Source organism: Shinella sp. M27 (assembly GCF_049199905.1).
Classification (GTDB): domain Bacteria; phylum Pseudomonadota; class Alphaproteobacteria; order Rhizobiales; family Rhizobiaceae; genus Shinella.
Genome location: NZ_JBLZPK010000039.1, coordinates 145665 through 163124 on the forward strand (window position 1 = coordinate 145665; position 17460 = coordinate 163124).

The 17460-nt window shown below is 64.2% G+C and carries 19 protein-coding genes; 13 read left to right on the forward strand and 6 right to left on the reverse strand.

Annotated features, from left to right (window positions below):
- Positions 1-13: 13 nt before the first annotated feature.
- The 3 genes from ACOZK4_RS16310 to ACOZK4_RS16320 are packed head-to-tail and all read left to right on the forward strand — an operon-like array spanning position 14 to position 2622.
- Positions 14-985 carry an ABC transporter permease gene (locus tag ACOZK4_RS16310; protein WP_421592786.1) on the forward strand — a complete coding sequence of 324 codons (972 nt, stop codon included), beginning with the start codon at positions 14-16 and terminating at the stop codon, positions 983-985.
- A gap of 2 nt (positions 986-987) precedes the next feature.
- Positions 988-1938: an ABC transporter permease gene (locus tag ACOZK4_RS16315; RefSeq protein ID WP_421592787.1), complete on the forward strand. Its 951-nt coding sequence runs from the start codon at positions 988-990 to the stop codon at positions 1936-1938.
- A gap of 27 nt (positions 1939-1965) precedes the next feature.
- Entirely contained in the window at positions 1966-2622 is a 657-nt protein-coding gene (locus tag ACOZK4_RS16320) for an SGNH/GDSL hydrolase family protein (RefSeq protein ID WP_421592788.1), read from the forward strand.
- A gap of 74 nt (positions 2623-2696) precedes the next feature.
- Here the strand turns inward: ACOZK4_RS16320 and ACOZK4_RS16325 are convergent, their stop codons facing one another.
- The 4 genes from ACOZK4_RS16325 to ACOZK4_RS16340 all read right to left on the reverse strand — a co-directional run bounded on the left by ACOZK4_RS16325 (position 2697) and on the right by ACOZK4_RS16340 (position 5145).
- A complete protein-coding gene (locus ACOZK4_RS16325; protein ID WP_313527655.1) occupies positions 2697-3173 on the reverse strand; it encodes a DoxX family protein in 477 nt (158 codons plus the stop codon).
- On the reverse strand, positions 3151-3936 hold the full coding sequence (locus tag ACOZK4_RS16330; RefSeq protein ID WP_421592789.1) for a DNA-binding domain-containing protein: 786 nt from the start codon (positions 3934-3936) through the stop codon (positions 3151-3153). Before ACOZK4_RS16330 ends, ACOZK4_RS16325 begins: the two co-directional genes overlap by 23 nt.
- A 3-nt stretch (positions 3937-3939) precedes the next feature.
- Positions 3940-4794 (reverse strand): DUF692 domain-containing protein, encoded by an 855-nt coding sequence (locus tag ACOZK4_RS16335; protein WP_421592790.1) that lies wholly within the window; start codon positions 4792-4794, stop codon positions 3940-3942.
- A gap of 69 nt (positions 4795-4863) precedes the next feature.
- Entirely contained in the window at positions 4864-5145 is a 282-nt protein-coding gene (locus ACOZK4_RS16340; protein ID WP_313527661.1) for a DUF2282 domain-containing protein, read from the reverse strand.
- A 223-nt stretch (positions 5146-5368) separates the two neighbouring features.
- Between ACOZK4_RS16340 and ACOZK4_RS16345 the strand changes: the two genes are divergently transcribed.
- Complete coding sequence (locus ACOZK4_RS16345; protein WP_421592791.1) at positions 5369-5923, forward strand: sigma-70 family RNA polymerase sigma factor; 555 nt, start codon at positions 5369-5371, stop codon at positions 5921-5923.
- A gap of 1 nt (position 5924) precedes the next feature.
- Positions 5925-6560, forward strand: coding sequence for an NrsF family protein (locus tag ACOZK4_RS16350; protein WP_421592792.1), 636 nt, complete (start codon positions 5925-5927; stop codon positions 6558-6560).
- Between the two features lie 4 nt (positions 6561-6564).
- On the opposite strand, the gene ACOZK4_RS16355 is transcribed toward ACOZK4_RS16350, so the two are convergent.
- Entirely contained in the window at positions 6565-7347 is a 783-nt protein-coding gene (locus ACOZK4_RS16355; protein WP_421592793.1) for a pyrroline-5-carboxylate reductase, read from the reverse strand.
- Between the two features lie 177 nt (positions 7348-7524).
- Between ACOZK4_RS16355 and ACOZK4_RS16360 the strand changes: the two genes are divergently transcribed.
- Positions 7525-7743 (forward strand): DUF6500 family protein, encoded by a 219-nt coding sequence (locus tag ACOZK4_RS16360; protein WP_421592811.1) that lies wholly within the window; start codon positions 7525-7527, stop codon positions 7741-7743.
- Between the two features lie 66 nt (positions 7744-7809).
- On the opposite strand, the gene ACOZK4_RS16365 is transcribed toward ACOZK4_RS16360, so the two are convergent.
- A complete protein-coding gene (locus ACOZK4_RS16365; RefSeq protein ID WP_421592794.1) occupies positions 7810-8400 on the reverse strand; it encodes a 3'-5' exonuclease in 591 nt (196 codons plus the stop codon).
- A gap of 263 nt (positions 8401-8663) precedes the next feature.
- Between ACOZK4_RS16365 and ACOZK4_RS16370 the strand changes: the two genes are divergently transcribed.
- From ACOZK4_RS16370 to ACOZK4_RS16400, 7 genes are all read left to right on the forward strand, one after another.
- Complete coding sequence (locus tag ACOZK4_RS16370) at positions 8664-10187, forward strand: ABC transporter substrate-binding protein (RefSeq protein ID WP_421592795.1); 1524 nt, start codon at positions 8664-8666, stop codon at positions 10185-10187.
- A gap of 62 nt (positions 10188-10249) precedes the next feature.
- Positions 10250-11188, forward strand: a complete 939-nt coding sequence (locus tag ACOZK4_RS16375) for an ABC transporter permease (protein WP_421592796.1) — start codon at positions 10250-10252, stop codon at positions 11186-11188.
- Between the two features lie 11 nt (positions 11189-11199).
- Positions 11200-12051: an ABC transporter permease gene (locus tag ACOZK4_RS16380; RefSeq protein ID WP_313527673.1), complete on the forward strand. Its 852-nt coding sequence runs from the start codon at positions 11200-11202 to the stop codon at positions 12049-12051.
- Positions 12048-13712, forward strand: a complete 1665-nt coding sequence (locus tag ACOZK4_RS16385; RefSeq protein WP_421592797.1) for an ABC transporter ATP-binding protein — start codon at positions 12048-12050, stop codon at positions 13710-13712. The genes ACOZK4_RS16380 and ACOZK4_RS16385 overlap by 4 nt, the downstream gene beginning before the upstream one ends.
- Positions 13702-15153 (forward strand): amidase, encoded by a 1452-nt coding sequence (locus tag ACOZK4_RS16390; RefSeq protein WP_421592798.1) that lies wholly within the window; start codon positions 13702-13704, stop codon positions 15151-15153. The genes ACOZK4_RS16385 and ACOZK4_RS16390 overlap by 11 nt, the downstream gene beginning before the upstream one ends.
- Before the next feature lie 12 nt (positions 15154-15165).
- A complete protein-coding gene (locus ACOZK4_RS16395; protein WP_421592799.1) occupies positions 15166-16086 on the forward strand; it encodes a MurR/RpiR family transcriptional regulator in 921 nt (306 codons plus the stop codon).
- Positions 16087-16122: 36 nt separating this feature from the next.
- Positions 16123-17337, forward strand: a complete 1215-nt coding sequence (locus ACOZK4_RS16400; RefSeq protein ID WP_421592800.1) for a serine hydrolase domain-containing protein — start codon at positions 16123-16125, stop codon at positions 17335-17337.
- The last annotated feature ends 123 nt before the right edge of the window (positions 17338-17460 follow it).

Below are 17460 nucleotides of genomic sequence, written 5' to 3' on the forward strand. Positions count from 1 at the left end.
ACGGAAAAGCCTGATGACATCCTCTTCTTCCACCCTCGGAAAATTGCTCACCGGCCGCGGCAGCCGGCAGGGCCTGTGGCTTCTGCCCCTGATCATCACACTCGCCATGGCGCTATGGCTCGCCGCCACGACCAGCCAGTTCGGCCAGTGGAGCAATCTCGCCAATCTCGTTGCGCAGGGCATGCCGTTGCTGATCACGGCGGTCGGGGAGATGTTCGTCGTGCTCGTCGGCGGGCTGGATCTCTCGATTGGCTCGGTCGTCAGCTTCACGACGGCCATCCTCGCGCTGGATCTGCCGGGCACTGTCACCATTCCCGGCGTTTTCCTGCTCGCCGGCCTGATCGGTGCCACCAATGGCTACTGCATCACCCGGCTCAACGTGCATCCGATCGTCGCGACGCTCTCCATGCAATATGTCGTGCTCGGCATCACCCGCGTGTTGCGCCCGGTTTCCGGCGGGAGCGTACCGGACGGCGTGCGCTGGCTGGTCGAGGGCTCGCTCCTCGGCCTGCCGCTGCCGGTTTTCTGGGGCATCATCACGATCTTCGTCGCCTGGAAGCTGCTCTACGGCTCGCGCTACGGCCTGCATCTCTTCGCCATCGGCGGTGGCATTGCCTCAGGGTCGAACGATGCCGCGCGCAACTTCGGCATTCCCGCCAATCGCAACATCCTGCTCGCCTATGTGATCTGCTCATTGTTCGCCGCCCTTGCCGGCGTGTTCCTTGCCGGCCGCATCGTCTCCGGCGATCCGAATGTCGGCCTCCTGATGGAGCTCGATGCGATCACGGCGGTCGCGATCGGCGGCACGCAGCTTTCCGGCGGCGTCGGCAGCCTGCATGGCACGGTCATCGGCGTTGCGGTTCTCGCCTTGCTCTCCAACGGCATGAACCTGCTCAACATCACGCCTTTCGTGCAGACGGCGATCAAGGGCGTGCTGCTCATGGCGGTCGTGGCGCTCCAGTCGCGCAAGAAGATCGGACTTTGACCATGTCGGCTCTCGTCAACTCGACCCTGTTCCGGCGCGTCGCCAAGATCCCGCCATCCTACTATCTGCTCGGCGCGCTGCTGATTATCCTCTTCATCGCCCGCCCGCAGATGCTCAATGCCAATGTGCTCGGCGTCTTCGTGCGTCAGGTCGTGCCGCTCGGCATTCTGGTGCTCGGTCAGCTTCTGGTCATGCGGGTGAAGTCGATCGACCTCTCCGGCGGCGGCGTCATCCTGCTCATCAACTACTGCATCTCGTCCGGCATTTTCCCGGGCGCCTCGCTCGGCTTCTATGTCGTGCTGGCGCTCGCGATCGGCCTTGCCATCGGCCTGTTCAACGGCCTGATGGTCGCCAAGCGCCGGGTCTCCGCCGTCATCGTCACGCTGGCGCTGTCCATCGTGCTCGTCGGCTTCGTGCAATATCTGTCGAGCGGCAAGCCGCCGGGCGATGTGCCGAAGATCTTCGCCGAGCTGTTCAACACGCGCTTCATCGGCCTGCCGAGCCCGGTCCTGTTCTGGATCGCGCTCACCGCGCTGATGGCGCTGCTCTTGTCGCAGACCGTCTTCGGCCGCTTCGTCGCCGCCGTCGGGGAAAGCATGCCGGCCGCGCATTTTTCCGGCGTGCCGGTGGAGCGCACGGTCATCCTCGCCCACACGCTCGCCGGCCTCATGGCGGCCATCGCAGCTCTCGTCCAGACGGCGTCCATCGCGGTCGGCAGCGTGCGCGTCGGGCTCGACCTGCCGATCCTGTCGGTCGCCGCGACCATTCTCGGCGGCGTGGTTTTCGGACGGGGCGAGGGTGGCGTCTGGGGGCCGTTCTTCGGCGTGCTCTGCTTCGCCTTCCTTTTCGTCGTGATGACGATGTTCGGCGTGGGGGACGCGGGAAAACTCGTCGCCCAGGGCCTGATCATCCTGTTTGCCGCCATCTTTTACGGCCTTCGCGCCGGCAAGTGACATCAACAGCCATTCAAGGAGGACCAAATGGCCGAAAAGCGCTCAATCCTGTGCTTTGGAGATTCTTTGACCTGGGGCTGGATCCCCGTGAAGGAATCCGCCCCCACTCTGCGCTATCCCTACGAGCAGCGCTGGACCGGCGCCATGGCCGCGAAACTGGGGGACGGCTACTACATCATCGAAGAGGGCCTCAGCGCCCGCACCACCAGCCTCGACGACCCGAACGACCCGCGGCTGAACGGCAGCGCCTACCTGCCTGCCGCACTCGCCAGCCACCTGCCGCTCGATCTCGTCATCCTCATGCTCGGCACGAACGATACGAAATCCTATTTCCATCGCACGCCCTACGAGATCGCCAACGGCATGGGCAAGCTGGTCGGTCAGGTGCTGACCTCGGCCGGCGGCGTCGGCACGCCCTATCCGGCGCCGAAGGTGCTCGTCGTCGCTCCGCCGCCGCTCGCGCCGATGCCTGATCCGTGGTTCGAAGGCATGTTCGGCGGCGGCTACGAGAAGTCGAAACAGCTCGCCGGTCTCTACAAGGCGCTTGCCGACTTCACCAAGGTCGAATTCCTGGCCGCCGGTGACCATGTCACGACCGACGGCGTGGACGGCATCCATTTCTCTGCCGACACCAACATCAAGCTCGGACACGCCATCGCGGACAAGGTCGTGGCACTGTTCTGAGCAAAGCCACTCCGGCGCCTCCCTGCCGGAGTGGCATTTTTCACCCTAGCCAGGGACCTGCTGACGGCCTCGCTCTAGGCGGTGCGTATTTTCTTTGCCACGAGCGCATCCAGTGAAATGCACCCCGGTCCGCGGGCCGCGATGAACAACAGGCAGGCGGCCCAGGTTCCGTGGGTCGGCCAGGCGGCGGGATAGACGAAGATCTCGATGACCAGCGTCATTGCCAAAAGCGCCAGCGCGGATAGCCGGCTGGCGAGGCCGATGACCAGCAGGATCGGGAAAAAGTGCTCGGCGAAGGCGGCGAGATGGGCGGCGAGCCAGGGGTCGACGAGCGGCAGCTTGTATTCGTTCTCGAAGAGATAGAGCGCGCTGTCGGAGAGCCGCCAGCCCTCGACCTTCGTCTGTCCAGATTGCCAGAAGACGGCGGCGATGGAGAGGCGGGCGATAAGCGCTATGAGATCGTTTGGAAGGCCGTTCAGAGCTTTCAGGCCCTGTTCGACGATCCTGTAGGGCAGGGGCTGAACGAGGTCAGGCATGGTCTGGGTCTTCATCGGTCTTGTCCTGGCTGATGGCGGCAAATGCTCCCGAGCGGAGCAGCACCGCGAGATTGTCTGAAAGATCGAAATCGGCGTGTCCGCTCATCGCGCTTTCCGCCGCGCTGGCGAGCGTCGCGCCGGCGGCGAGCCGATGGAAAAACACCGCGCCGCCCGGCGACAACTCGATAACCTCGACGGCCAGATGCGGGCGGGCGATCAGGGCATGTTCGCTCTGCCGGACATCGATTGGAGCAAGCGGTCGCTCGCCCGCATTCATCGCCCAGATCGTCACCACGGGATAAGGCGAGGAGAGCACCGACAAAGCGGGATGCGGCGTGAAGACAAGCGCGCCGAGTCGGGCGGGATCGATCGCGGCGAGCGCCGCCGGATCGAGCGGCGAGATATCGGCCGCGTGATAGGCTCGCCCGCGAGCGATTTCGAGCCGCATCACATCGGGCAGATAGGCAAGTTCCCGCGCCGGCGCGAAGCCGGCTACGAAGTCAGGGAGATCGTCGCCATAGGCGAGCAAGACGGGCGAAGACGGCGGATGGGCCGCGATGAAGGCCCGCGCCATGGCCCGGAAGAAGTCCGGCCCGACGATGTTTTCTGCGGCGGGAAAACGTGAGGCGAGGGCTGCGGTGAGGCTTGCCGTGACATTGTTGCGATAGACGCCGTAACGCCGCTCCGGCGTTGGTGTGTTCCAGGCCATCAGCCCGGCGGGTGCGGGCGTCGTGCCGAACAGGCCTGCGGCGAAGGCGCTCTGGAAGGTGGCGGACATGGCTCAGGCCGCCCTTCTGCGCGCGGCCGCATCGAGCAGCCGCTGCGCCGAGGCCACCTCGGCACGCAGCACCGGCCAGGCGGGCACGTCATTGTCCCATTCGATCAGGCTCGCGACCGGGCCGATCCGGCCGAGGACGGTTTGATAGAGCGCCCAGACCGGATCCTTCACCGGCGTGTCGTGGCTGTCGATCAGCAGCGGCGCCCCGAGTTCGTCGATGCTCTCGGAATGGCCGCTCAAGTGGATTTCGCGCACGGCCGCCAGCGGGAAGCGGGCGATATAGTCATGGGGGTCGAGATTGTGGTTCGTCGCGGCGACGAAGACGTTGTTGACGTCGAGCAGCAGGCCGCAGCCGGTGCGTTGCGCGATCTCGGCCAGGAAGGCGGTCTCCTCGATCGTGTTCTCCGCGAAAAGCAGGTAGGTGGCGGGATTTTCGAGCAGCATCTGACGGCCCAGAACGGTCTGAATCTGATCGACATGCTCGACCACGCGGGCCAGCGTCTCCTCGGTATAAGGCAGCGGTAGAAGGTCGTTCAGAAACACGCTGTCATGGGTCGACCAGGCAAGGTGTTCGGAAAAACTCTCCGGCTGGTAGCGGTCGCACAACACCCGCAGCCGGGCGAGGTGATCGCCGTCGAGCGGCTGCATCGAACCGATCGACAGGCCGACGCCGTGGATGGAGAGCGCATAGTCCTCGCGCAGCTTGCCGAGCTGGGCGTGCGGTGGGCCACCGGCGCCCATGTAGTTTTCCGCATGGACCTCGAAGAAGCCGATGGGTTGCGGTTCGGCCAGGATATCGGCGAAATGCTCGGGCTTGAAGCCGGCACCGGCGCGGCGCGGAAGGGCGGAGGAAAGCATGGCACACCTTTCTGAAGGGAAGCGACGGCGCCGGGATGGCGCCGTCCGTCGGGTGGCGGACCGCGACTATCAGGCCGGTGCCATGCCCTGCTCGAGCATGCCGTGACCGGTGGGGGTCTTCATCGAAACGCAGGTGCCCTTCGGGACCAGCTTGAAGACATTCTGCTGGTAGTCGATCTTCGACGTGCCGGCGCAAGTCGTGCCGGCGCCCGCAGCGCAGTCGTTCTGGCCCTTCATCGCGATGCCGTAGCACTTCTCCTTGCTGTCGTCGGCGGTGGCGGGCGTTGCGATGGCGGCCAGCGCGGAAGCGAGCGAACCGGCAAGGGCGAGGGTGGCGATCGTGGTTTTCATTCTCTGTCTCCGTTTTTGGGCAGCCGCGATTGGCTGTGCATGGACGGCTACGGAGAGGGATTGCGCTTCGTTACAGGGCCGGTCGGATTTTTCTGTACACCTCTTGCGAAGCGGCCCTTGGCGTAAGAAAAAGGCCTTGCGCATCAGGCTCTTGGGCGCGTTACAGGTTTCTTGTCGTGGGCACGGTAACAAAATCGTGTGGCCCGGCGTAGGGTAGGAAACGGTGAAACAGTCGACGCGTGAAGAGGAATGGGCAGCCTGGCTGCGCCTCGCCATCAAGGGCGATGCGCAGGCCTATAACCGTTTCCTCGTCGCCGTGACGCCGCAATTGCGCCGCATGGCGCGCCGGCGGTGCGATCAGTTCGGCGCCCCGGCAAGCGAGGCGGAGGATGTGGTGCAGGAAGTGCTGCTCGCCATCCATCTGAAGCGCGGCACCTGGGATCCGTCCCGGCCGCTCGGACCGTGGCTGACGACCATCGTGCGCAACAAGCTGGTCGACAGCCTGCGCCGCCGCGGCCGGCATGTGAATGTGCCGATCGAGGATGTCGCCGATTTCCTGGAGGCGGGCGACGAGACGCATGAGGCCGCCGACCGGCTCGACACGGAAACCATGCTGGCGCGGTTGAGAGACCCGCAGCGCGATATCGTCCGGTCGATCTCGATCGAGGGGCAGGGTATCCGCGAAACGGCGGCGCGGCTGAAAATGACGGAGGTCGCGGTGCGCGTCGCCCTCCACCGGGCGCTGAAATCGCTGGCCGCCCTCTATCGGAGCGAATGAGATGAAGACGGACGACCTGATCATCCTGATGACGCACGACGCGCCCGTCGGCCTGCGCTATGGCCGTGCGCTTGCGCTTGCTCTTGGTGTAGGTATCGTCGCTTCGGCCGCGTTGCTCGTCGTCACCGTCGGCCTGCGGCATAACATGGCGAGCGTCTTCGAGACGGCGCGTGTGCTCTTCAAGATCGTCGTCACGCTCGTTCTCGCCGTTCTCGCCGCCCGGCTTGCCATGCGCATCGGCCGACCGGGGGCGGAGACGCGCTTTCCCGCTCTGCTGCTCGGCGTGCCCCTCGTCATGGTGGCGGCCGCCGTGATCATCGAGCTTTTCGCATTGCCGAGTGAGGCCTGGCGGGCGAGCCTAATCGGACGAAATGCGCTGTTCTGCCTGTTTTTCGTGCCGGTCCTGTCGCTTGCGCCTTTCGCCAGTCTATTCTGGGCGCTGAAGAAAGGCGCACCCGAGAATCCGGCGGCGGCCGGTGCCGCTGCCGGCTTTGCCGCCGGCGCCATTGCCGCTGCGATCTATGCCTGGCATTGCCCTGACGATAGCCCGTTGTTCCTGGCTACCTGGTACACGGCCGCCATAGCGGGCGTGACCGCTGCGGGTGCGCTGCTTGGCCGGCGCTGGCTGCGCTGGTAGGCGGCTACCCTTTGATCCGGGCAAGAACGTGGTCGAGTGCCTTGGTCAACGCCTGACCACCGCCGTCCGCCTCGAAATCCCGGAAGACCTGTTCGTTCAGACCACCTTTGGTGGCGAATTCGTGGCTCATCTCCAGGAAGGCCACGTGGTTACAGGCGTGGAGTGCCGTATCGGACAGGCTGGCGAAGAGGGGCGCTAGATAGGCGCGTCCCTTGTCTTCCGGCAGGCCGTTTGCCGCCAGCCATTTGCTCGCGCGGTGCATGACGCCGAAATAGGTGGCCATCAGGGCGCTGGCGGCGGCGAGCAGATCGTATTCGGCCTTGCTCTCGCATTCGACGGCGTTGCCCAGCACGTTGAAGAGCGCGGCGGTATCCGCATCCGGCGGAAAGACGGCTGTCACGCCCTTGCGGCGCGCGACGAAGGGCAGGGGGATCGCCTGGGAGAGGCGTACATCCGCGCCGATCCAGTCCAGAAGCGCGTCACGCGCGGTTGCCGCGACGACGCTGATCACGCGTTGCCCGTCGCGGAAGCGCAGGGGGCGGATGACGTCCTCCGCGATCTGCGGCCGGATCGCCAGAACGACCGTGTCGCAGCCATCGACGATCGCCTGATTGTCGCCGGAGACCAGAACCTGCGAAAAATCGGCGGCAAGGCCTGCCGAGATGTCCGCGCTGCGCAGGGACACCATGACATGCGGCACGGCGGCGGGCTTGGTCAGGAGGCCGCGCACCATCGCGTCCGTGATGGTGCCGGTTCCGATGAAGCCGATTTTCTGGGGCAGGGACATGATCATTCCGAGTTTCTGGGGGGGTAGAAGGAAGCAATCGGGAGATAACTGCTGCCGCATTCCATGGCCATTGGGTCAGAAAAGGCAGGCCGCAGCAATCGTAAAATTTCCGCCGCCCGCATGCGATTGATGCGCGTGTCTGTTACGCAGGGGGCTGTTGAATCGCGAGGATCAAGCTTGAGGCAATCTCTGAGGAACAAGGCCGTTTCGGTATGCAATGAAAAGATCGCCAAGAAAGGCGAGGCGGTCGGCCTGTCGTTCTATGCTTTCTTTGCGAACAAGAACGATGATCCGGATCTGGTGATGGAAGCGGCGGAGTGGTGGATCCGAAAGCACGCTCTCGACCACTTCGAGAAAGCGACAAAAATCCGCGAGATGATCACGTCAGGATTGTGAGGCGTTTCGCGCCAACGCCTTCGTCACCGAGGTCTGCGGTCTGGAAGGCGCGTCTTCCGGCGCCTTTCAGCTCCTGCGGCAGGTGCAGGCTTCGTATCCACCGGCGAAAAGCCGGCCGGCCTTCATGCCGATCCTTGCGGGGACCTCCCGCACATGTGTCACGCGCAGTGAACGTGCCATCGAGATTGCCGCTTCGGCACAGATTGCGGCGTCCTCCGCCGCGTTGTGATGGGCGAAGGTGAGGCCGAGATATGAGGCCAGGATATTCAGCTTGTGGGATCCGAGATCGGGCCAGACCTTCTGCGCCATTTTCACCGAGCAGAGATAGGACAGATCGGGATAACTCTGGCCGTACTGGTCGAGGCAAGCCCGCCAGACGCTGAAATCGAAGGCCGCATTGTGGGCAATCATTGTCGCGTCGCGAAAGTCGTCGGCGAACTCGTCCATGACCTCGGGGAATTCACCGGCATCTTCGACAGCCTCCGGCCGGATGCCGTGGATGGCGATGTTGAAGGAGGAGAAGCGCATTGTCTTAGGGCGAATCAACCGCTCCTCGACGCGTGTGACGCGACCGTCCTCGATCCACGCCAGCCCGACGGAACAGGCGCTTCCACGCTGTTCGTTGGCCGTTTCGAAATCAATCGCGATCGTCTTCAAATCAGGCTCCGGCAAATTTTTGCACGGTTCTAACGGCGTGCGTGCCGTTTGGCAAAGTGATCGCCGCGAGCGGATAGTTTCCGCGCGCAAGCTCCGAGACGGTGCAACTGTGCTTCCGACCGAAGGCCGCCTCCCCCTGGCAATGTTGAAAAAATAACATCGCTGTTGACGTTTGTGCTGAATCTAACATAGTCTCCCAGTGTGTCTGGCGGCACGCTGGATTTCGGGAGGAGAAAACAATGACTTTTTGGAGCAGGCCCCCCATGCGGGCCAAAGGTTTGGCATTGAGTGGCGCGACCCTTCTGGCCGCGGGGCTGGTTGCCTTCGGGCCGGCCTCGGCGGCGGATGTCATTCGTGTCGTCTCGCCCTATCAGACGACCACGCTGGACCCGATGCGGTCGGCGGCGGCCGGCAACATCGAAACCTACGGCCAGCTCTATTCGCGCCTGCTGCGGCGCAATTCGGAGACCGGCGCGCTGGAGCCCGGCCTTGCCGAGAAATGGGATATTTCCGAGGACGGAAAGACTTATACGTTCCATCTGCGCGATGCGCAGTTCTCGGACGGCTCGGCGATTACGGCCGATGACGTGGCTTTCAGCCTTGAGCGTATCCGCAGCGACAAGAAGTCGGCTTATCCGGCGCCGCTCGGCGCGGTGGAATCGGTTAAGGCGGCTGATCCGAAGACCGTGGTGGTGACGCTCAAGTCGGCCTTCGCGCCGTTCCTCGGTAATGCCGAAATCTGGAACATGGGCATCGTCTCCAAGGCCGATGTCGAGAAGCGGGGCGAAGAGGCGGCTTTCGCCACCGTCCCGGTCACATCCGGCCCCTACGAGGTCAAGCAGTGGAAGCCGAACGAAAGGCTCATCCTCGAGCCCAATCCGCATTACTGGCGCGAGGGTTATCCGAAGTCGGACGCGACGGTCGAACTGATCGAGGTTGCCTCGCCCGAAACCCGCATCGCGATGCTGAAGGCCGGCGAGATCGATGCCGTGCGGGCGGTGCCGTGGGCACAGATCGACGAGCTGAAGACGGCCGACGCCATCGATATGCGGCTCGAGCCCTCGACCACCATCTACATGACGCTGCTCAACCACAAGCGTGAGCCCTTCTCCAATCTGCAGGCCCGGCAGGCGGCCGGCATGGCCATCGACAACAAGGCGATGGCCAAGGCCATCACTCGCGGTTATGCCGAGCCGGCAAACACCACGCTGCCGGGCAGCGTCGATTTCCATGACAAGGATTATCCGGGCATTGCCTACGATCCCGCCAAGGCGAAGGAACTGCTGGCCGAATCCGGCATGGCGGGACACGAGGTGAAGATCCTTGCAACTGCCGATGCGCCTTCGCAGCAGACGGCGCTGCTCATCCAGGCACAGTGGCAGGCAATTGGCCTCAAGCCCGTCATCGTCAATGTCGATGGCGGCGCCTGGTGGGATGCCACCGGCAAGGGCGATTACGACGCTGCGGCCAACTGGTGGTACAACGAGACGCCCGATCCCGATCTCGCCGTGCGCTGGGCGGTGTGCGGAAGCTGCGGCTCGAATTCCTACAACACCTTCTATGAAAACCCGAAGGTCGACGAACTCGTTGAGCAGGGCACCAAGGAGGTTGACCTGACCAAGCGCGCGGAGATCTACAAGGAGATCCAGAAGATCACCACGGAAGAGGTCGCGCAGATCCCGCTCTATTACGCGCCGAATGCGGTCGCCTATTCGAAGCGTCTGCAAGGCCTCAAGCTGACGCCTTCGCTGCAATGGACCTTGGAAGAGACGTCCATCGGCCAGTGAGCCGTCTCAAGCGCGCCTCGAAAAAAGGGGCGCGCCCTTGATGCTCGAACCGGAGAACCGGATTGTCCCTCCTGCACCTCATTGCGCGGCGTCTGCTGCAATTGATCGGCGTGCTCGCCGGCATCAGCCTCGTGACGTTTCTCCTGGTCCACATGGCGCCTGGCGATCCTGCGCGGCTTCTAGCCGGGGATCGGGCGAGCCCTGAGACCATTGCGGCGATCCGGTCGCAATACGGACTCGACCTGCCGCTCTGGCGCCAGTTCATGACCTATCTCGTCAATTTGCTTTCGGGCGATATCGGCCTGTCGCTGCGCTTTCAGCGGCCGGTGAGCCAACTGATCGAACAGTTCATGTGGCCGACGCTGTTCCTGACCGGTTATGTTCTGTGCCTCGCCATCCCGCCCACGGTCGTGCTCGCCATCCTCGGTGCCCGCCGTCCCGGCGGTATCGCTGACCAGATCATTCGCCTTGTCGGGATTGCCGGTCTTACGATCCCGGTATTCTGGCTGGGCATCATGATGTCGCGCTTCTTCGGCGTCAGCCTCGGCTGGTTCCCCGTCTCGGGTTATGGCACCGGTTTCACCGGCCATCTTCATCACCTCTTCCTGCCGGCGCTCTCGACGGCCATCTGGCTGGTGCCGGTTCTGACGCAGAGCCTGCGCGCCGCGCTCATCGAAAAGACGACGGCCGACTTCGTCACCGCCGCACGGGCGCAGGGCGCGACGGAGCGGCAGATTTTCTGGCAGACCATGCTGCCGAACGCTGTGCTGCCGACCCTCAACCTGCTCGGTGTCATGGTGGCCTTCATGATCGGCGGCGCCGTCATCGTCGAAACCGTCTATGCGGTGCCCGGCCTCGGCACGCTGATGGTCAATGCGCTGCTCGGCCGAGACTACTACGTCGTGCAGGGCCTGACGCTGATCTTCGCGGTCTCCACCGTGCTGATCACGCTGATGGTGGACCTGCTCACCGCCTTCATCGATCCGCGCGTCCGGCTCTGAGGAGATCGCCCATGGCTGACAGCCCCGTTCTGGCGCAGACCGCGCCGCGTGTCCGCGTCATCACGCCGACCATGCTGATTGCGCTCGTCATCCTCGGCGGATGGCTGGTGACGGCGCTGACCGCCTCGGCGATCGCGCCCTATGATCCCGACGCCATTGACATCATGAACATGCTTTCTCCGCCAAGTGCCGCCCATTGGTTCGGCACCGACCAGGTCGGCCGCGATGTCTTCTCGCGGGTTCTGTTCGCAAGCCGGGTCGATCTGCTGCTCTGTGTGGCCGGGGTGCTTCCGCCCCTCCTGATCGGCACAACGATCGGGCTCTTGAGCGGCTATTTCGGCGGTGTGGTCGATAACGTGTTCATGCGCATCTATGACCTGACCGTCGCGTTCCCCTTCTTCGTGCTGGTGCTGGCCATTGTCGGCGTGCTCGGACCAGGGCTGCTCAATTTCATCCTGGCGCTGACGCTGGTCGGCTGGGTGAGTTATGCGCGACTGGTGCGGGCGCAGGTGCTGACGATCCGCGAAAGCGAATATATCCAGGCGGCCAAATGTCTGGGCTATGGGCCGGTCGCAATTCTCAGCCGTCACGTGCTGCCGAATGCCATCGGACCAATCATCGCCTATGCGGTCAGCGATGCGGTGCTCGTCATGCTCGCCGGTGCGAGCTTCGGCTTCCTCGGCATGGGCGCGCAGCCGCCGCTCGCCGAATGGGGTGTGATGATCGCCGATGGGCAGGCCTTCGTGCAGCAGGCCTGGTGGATCTGCCTGTTTCCGGGATTGGCCGCCATTTCGCTCGGCCTCGGTTTTGCTCTGCTCGGCGACGGATTGGGGCAGATACAGCGTAAGGGAGTGACGGCATGAGCGGGCTGGAAACGGGCAAGCCGCCTCTGCTCGAGGTCAAGGATCTCTCCGTCAATTTCGGCGGCTTCGCGGCGGTGAAGAACGTGTCGTTCACGCTCCAGCCGGGAGAAATCCTCGGGATCGTCGGCGAAAGCGGTTCAGGCAAATCCGTGACCTGCCGCGCCGTGATGCGGCTCTTGGCCGCCACGGCACGCGCCGAGGGCACGGTGAGGCTCGATGGACGCGACCTGCTGACACTCGGCGAGGACGAACTGTGCGCCATTCGCGGCCGCGACATCGGCATGATCTTCCAGAACCCGGCATCGCATCTCGATCCGCTGCGCCGCATCGGCCAGCAGGTCGCGGCACCGATGATCCGCCACCTCGGCCTCGGCAAGCGCGAAGGTCTCCAGCGCGCTGTCAAGCTGCTCGAAGATGTGGGCATTCGCGAGCCGGAAAAGCGTGCCCGCTCCTATCCGCACGAGTTTTCGGGCGGCATGAAACAGCGGGCGATGATCGCCGCCGCCATCGGTTGCCAGCCGAAGCTGCTGATCGCCGACGAGCCGACCACCGCCCTCGACGTCACCGTGCAGGCCCGCATCCTTGAATTGCTTAAGGAGCTCAACCGCAAGACCGGACTGGCGATGATCCTCATTTCGCACGATCTCGGGGTGGTCGCGGATATCTGCTCGCGCGTCGTGGTCATGCGCCATGGCGAAGTGGTGGAACAGGGGCCGATCGACGAGGTCATCAATCGGCCGCGCCATCCCTATACGAAACTGCTGATCGAATCCCAGCCGGGCCGCAAGAGCTACGGTACGGCCGTTGGTCCGGATCAGGCAACACCGCTGCTTCGCGTCGAAAACCTCTCGGTGACGTTCCCCGCCGGACAGGGCCTGCTCGGCGGCTTCGGAGGCGGCAATGCCTTCCGCGCCCTCGACGGCGTCGATCTCGAGATCAAGACGGGCGAAACGGTCGGCATCGTCGGCGAAAGCGGTTCCGGCAAGAGCACGCTCGCCCGGTCGATCATTCGCCTGAACACGCCGAGCGGCGGCGCGATCCGCCTGGACGGGGAAGATGTCGGGGCGCTCGATGGCGCGGCCCTGACGGCGTTCCGCCGCCGCGTGCAGATGGTATTCCAGAACCCGTACGATTCGCTCAATCCGCGCCTGACCATCGCCGAGGCCGTCGCCGAGCCGATCTGGCGGCATGGTCTCGCGGACCTAAAAACGGCGCGGAAAGAAGCCGACACTCTGTTGGAGATGGTGGAATTGCCGAGCAGCCTGCGCGATCGCAAGCCGCAGCAGCTTTCCGGCGGGCAATGCCAGCGCGTCGGCCTTGCACGGGCGCTGGCGTTGAAGCCGCAACTGCTCATCGCGGATGAAATCACCTCGGCGCTCGACGTCACGACGCAGGCGCAGATCCTGGAACTGCTCGTGCGGCTCCAGCGCGAGCGCTCGCTGACGCTGCTGTACATCTCGCACGATCTCGCCGTGGTGAGCAGCCTTTGCCAGCGCGTCTATGTCTTCAAGGCGGGACGCATCGTGGAACAGGGGGTGGCACAACAGGTTCTGTCCACGCCGCAGGATCCCTATACGCAGACGCTGGTCGGTTCGATGGCCCGGCTGCCGTCCGCCCAGACAATCCCCCCTTCACAACCGGTAGCGACCCATGCGACTTGATGAATATGCAGCCCATGACGGAACCGGCCTCGCCCGCCTGCTGGTGAAAGGCGAGGTCACGCCGAGGGAGCTCGGCCGATGTGTCGAACAGGCCGTCGCGGCGGTGAACCCGACGCTGAACGCTGTCATCGAACTCTATGCGGACGCGCTGGAAAGCTTGCCGGAGGAGGCGTCCGCCACCCCCTTCGGCGGCATTCCCACCCTGACCAAGGACTTTCCCATCGAGGCGGGCCGGCCCGCCGAATTCGGCAGCCGTCTGGCACAGGGTTTTCGCGCCGGCCACGATGCCGTCTATTGGACGCGTTTGCGCAAGGGCGGGCTGGTCAATGCCGAACGCACGACGAGCTCCGAATTCGGCGTGCCGGCGGCGACGGAATCGCCGCTCTACGGCGCAACGCGCAATCCGTGGAATCCGGAGCGCGGCGTCGCCGGCTCCAGCGGCGGTGCGGCAGCGGCCGTCGCCGCCGGCATCGTGCCTTTCGCGCAGGGCAGCGACGGTGGCGGATCGATCCGCAACCCGGCCGCGTTCTGCGGCCTGATCGGGCTGAAGCCGTCGCGCGGCCGGGTCACGGGGTCTCCGAACGCGAACGCCCCGCTTCTGGGGCTTGCAACGGCTTTCATGCTCACCCGCTCCGTGCGCGATACCGCAGCCCTGCTCGACCTGTGCCATGGCCCGGATGCCGGCGACGGCTATGAGATCGCGCCGCCAGCGGGCACCTATCTCGATGCCATCACACGCAAGCCGAAGGGGCTGCGCATTGCGCTGTGCCTGCAGTCGTGGTCCGGCGTGCGGATCGACCCAGAGGTCGCCGCCGCGACACGGTCGGCCGCGGCGCGGTTCGCATCGCTTGGCCACCATGTCGAGGAAGCGTCGCCGGACTTTGACTATCCCGCCTTCCTCCATGCTCAGAAAGTCATCTGGGCCGCCGATGCTGCCGCGAACATGCCGGCCATGGGGCGACTTATGAACCGGTCAATGGATGAGGCGCTTGGCGCAAGCGTGCATGCGCTGTATCGCTGGGGGCTCGGCATCTGCGGTGCCGAGCTCATTCAGGCTCTTGCCGTCTATGACCGGACAACACGGCAGATCGGGCGGTTCCTGGCCGGATACGATCTGTTGCTGACGCCGACCAGCGCCATTCTGCCGGAACCGATCGGCACTTTCGATCCCAATCGCGCCGGCATCGACGCGGATGGCGTCTTCGACGATCTGGCGCCGAAGGAAACGTTCACCGCTTTGTTCAATGCCACCGGGCAGCCTGCGATATCCCTGCCACTTGGGCGCAGCAGCGAGGGTTTGCCCATCGGCATCCAGCTCGTCGCCCGCTTCGGGCGGGAGGACCTGCTGCTTGCGGCCGCGCGGCAAATCGAGGAAGAGATGGAGGGCGCTCCCGGCATCTGGGGGCAGGGGCGTCCGGCCATCCATGTCGGTAATTTCTAGGAGCTTGTCACTGTGGCGAAATCGCGAAGCGGCAAGGACGCCAATAGCGTCGAGGACAAGATCGACATCGACGCGATCCTGCGCGCCCGCATGCCCGATTTCTCGCCCTCGGAGCAGAGCCTGGCGGCCTATATCCTCGACAATATCCAGATACTGCCCTTCGAGACCGGGAGCAGCATAGCTCAGGCCGTGGGTGTCAGCGAAATGACCGTGACGCGGTTCGTTCGCGGCCTCGGCTTCGAGAACCTGCGCGACCTCAAGAAGCGCCTGCGTGTAGCGGTCGCGGAGAAGGACAGTGAAGTCGACGACTACATGGCCCGCTTCCAGATGCGAGAGGGTCGCCAGCAGATGTTGCAGGAGAGCCTGCGGCTCGAGCTCGACGCCATCGTGAAGGCCTATGCCCTGACCACCACCGACGTGTGGGACGAGGCCGCAAGCTTGCTCGTGAAGGCGCGCACCATCTATGTCGTTGGCTTCCAGGCTTCGAAGGGGCTGGCCATGGATTTCGCGAGCCGCCTGTTGTGGGCTCGCTCCAACGTCATCTTCATCGACAATGCCTCCGGGACCTTCGGCGAGATCATCAATGCGGATCCCAAGCAGAGCGCCGTCGTCCTGGTGGATACCGCCTCCTATGCTACGCGCGGCATCAAGCTGGCGGAAATTCTGAAGTCGATGGAGATGCCGCTGGTCATCGTCACCGACAAGTTCAGCCATTGGGCCTTCGCCTATACGCGCTTCGTTTTCGAGGCCCATACGCATGTGAAAACCTTCTGGGATTCTACGGCAAGCCTGAGCGTCGTGCTCAATCTGCTGATCGACGCCGTTGCTACCAAGCTCGGCCCGAAGGCCAAGCGCAACTTCGCCATGATGAGCGACATGGGCAGCCTGTTCGGGGAATTCGTCGGCGGCAGTTACCTTCGCCGCAATGATTGAACGCGGCAGCGTTCCAACCGCAAACGAGAGCATATCATGACCAGCACACAGTCCTTTCGTGATCCCGCCGCACCGGGAAACCCCGTCATCCCCCGGCAGGAATGGGACCGCGCGCCGTGGAACCGCTGGACCTTCCAGCATGTCCGCGACATGATGCCGACCACGCAAGTCTGGCGCGGCCCGGGGCCGGTGAGCCCGCTGCCGGTCAATCTGCAACCTGTCGATGCCATCCCCTTCGAGGTGGACGGCCAGTATGCCACCATCGGCAGTTTTCTGGAGACGGCCTATACCGACGGCCTGCTCGTGCTCCATCGCGGCAGCATCGTTGCCGAGCGCTACCTGAACGGCATGGCGCCGCACACGCTGCATCTGTCGCAATCGGTCGCCAAGTCGATCGTCGGCACGCTCGCGGGCATTCTGATCGGCCAGGGCCTGGTCGACCCCACGGCCTTGCTGACCTATTATCTGCCGGAGCTGGAGGCGACGGCCTATCGCGGCACGACCGTCCAGCATGTGCTGGACATGACCAGCGGCGTGCTGTTCGACGAGACCTATACCGCGCTCGATTCGCACATGGCGCAGCTGGATGCCGCCAGCGGCTGGAAGGATCGCTGGAACCCGACCTGGCCGCTGCATGTCTGGGACCTGATCCTGTCGCTGAAGGATCTGGAGTGCCCGCACGGGGCTTCCTTCCGCTATCGTTCGATCGAGACGGACGTGCTGGCCTTCGTGTTGCAACGCGCGACCGCCACGCCGCTTGCTGAACTGGTCAGCCGTGAATTGTGGGCGCCGATGGGGGCGGAAGAGGATGCCTGTTTCACCGTCGATGCCGCCGGCTACGCGCTTGGCGACGGTGGGTTCAACGCGACGCTGCGCGATTATGCCCGTTTCGCGCTGCTGCATCTTCGCGGCGGAGAGATCGGCGGCCGGCGCATCGTTCCTGCCGAATGGATCACTGGCACGCGCTTCGGCGCCGACCCGGCGCTCTTCGGCGGCATCTATCACGACGTGCTGCCGGCCGGCGCCTATCACAACCAGTTCTGGATCGAGGATACTGCGCGCGGTGCCTATATGGCGCGCGGTGTTTTCGGCCAGCTGATCTATATCGACCCGCAGGCGGATTTCGCCGCGGTCATCCTGTCGAGCTGGCCGGAATTCGTCAACACAGTGCGCACGCGCACGGCGCTTGCGGCGGTCCGGGCCATCCGTGCGGCTTTGTCCGGCCCGGAGACCGTATCGGCGGCCCTGTAGCATTCGGCGGGACAGTTCTTTTCGACGCTTGATCACCTTCGCAAAGCAGTCTCTACTCAACCTGCAATCGGGTGAGGATTTGTTGTGGCGACCTCAAAAACGAGGAAGACGGATTCGCGACGG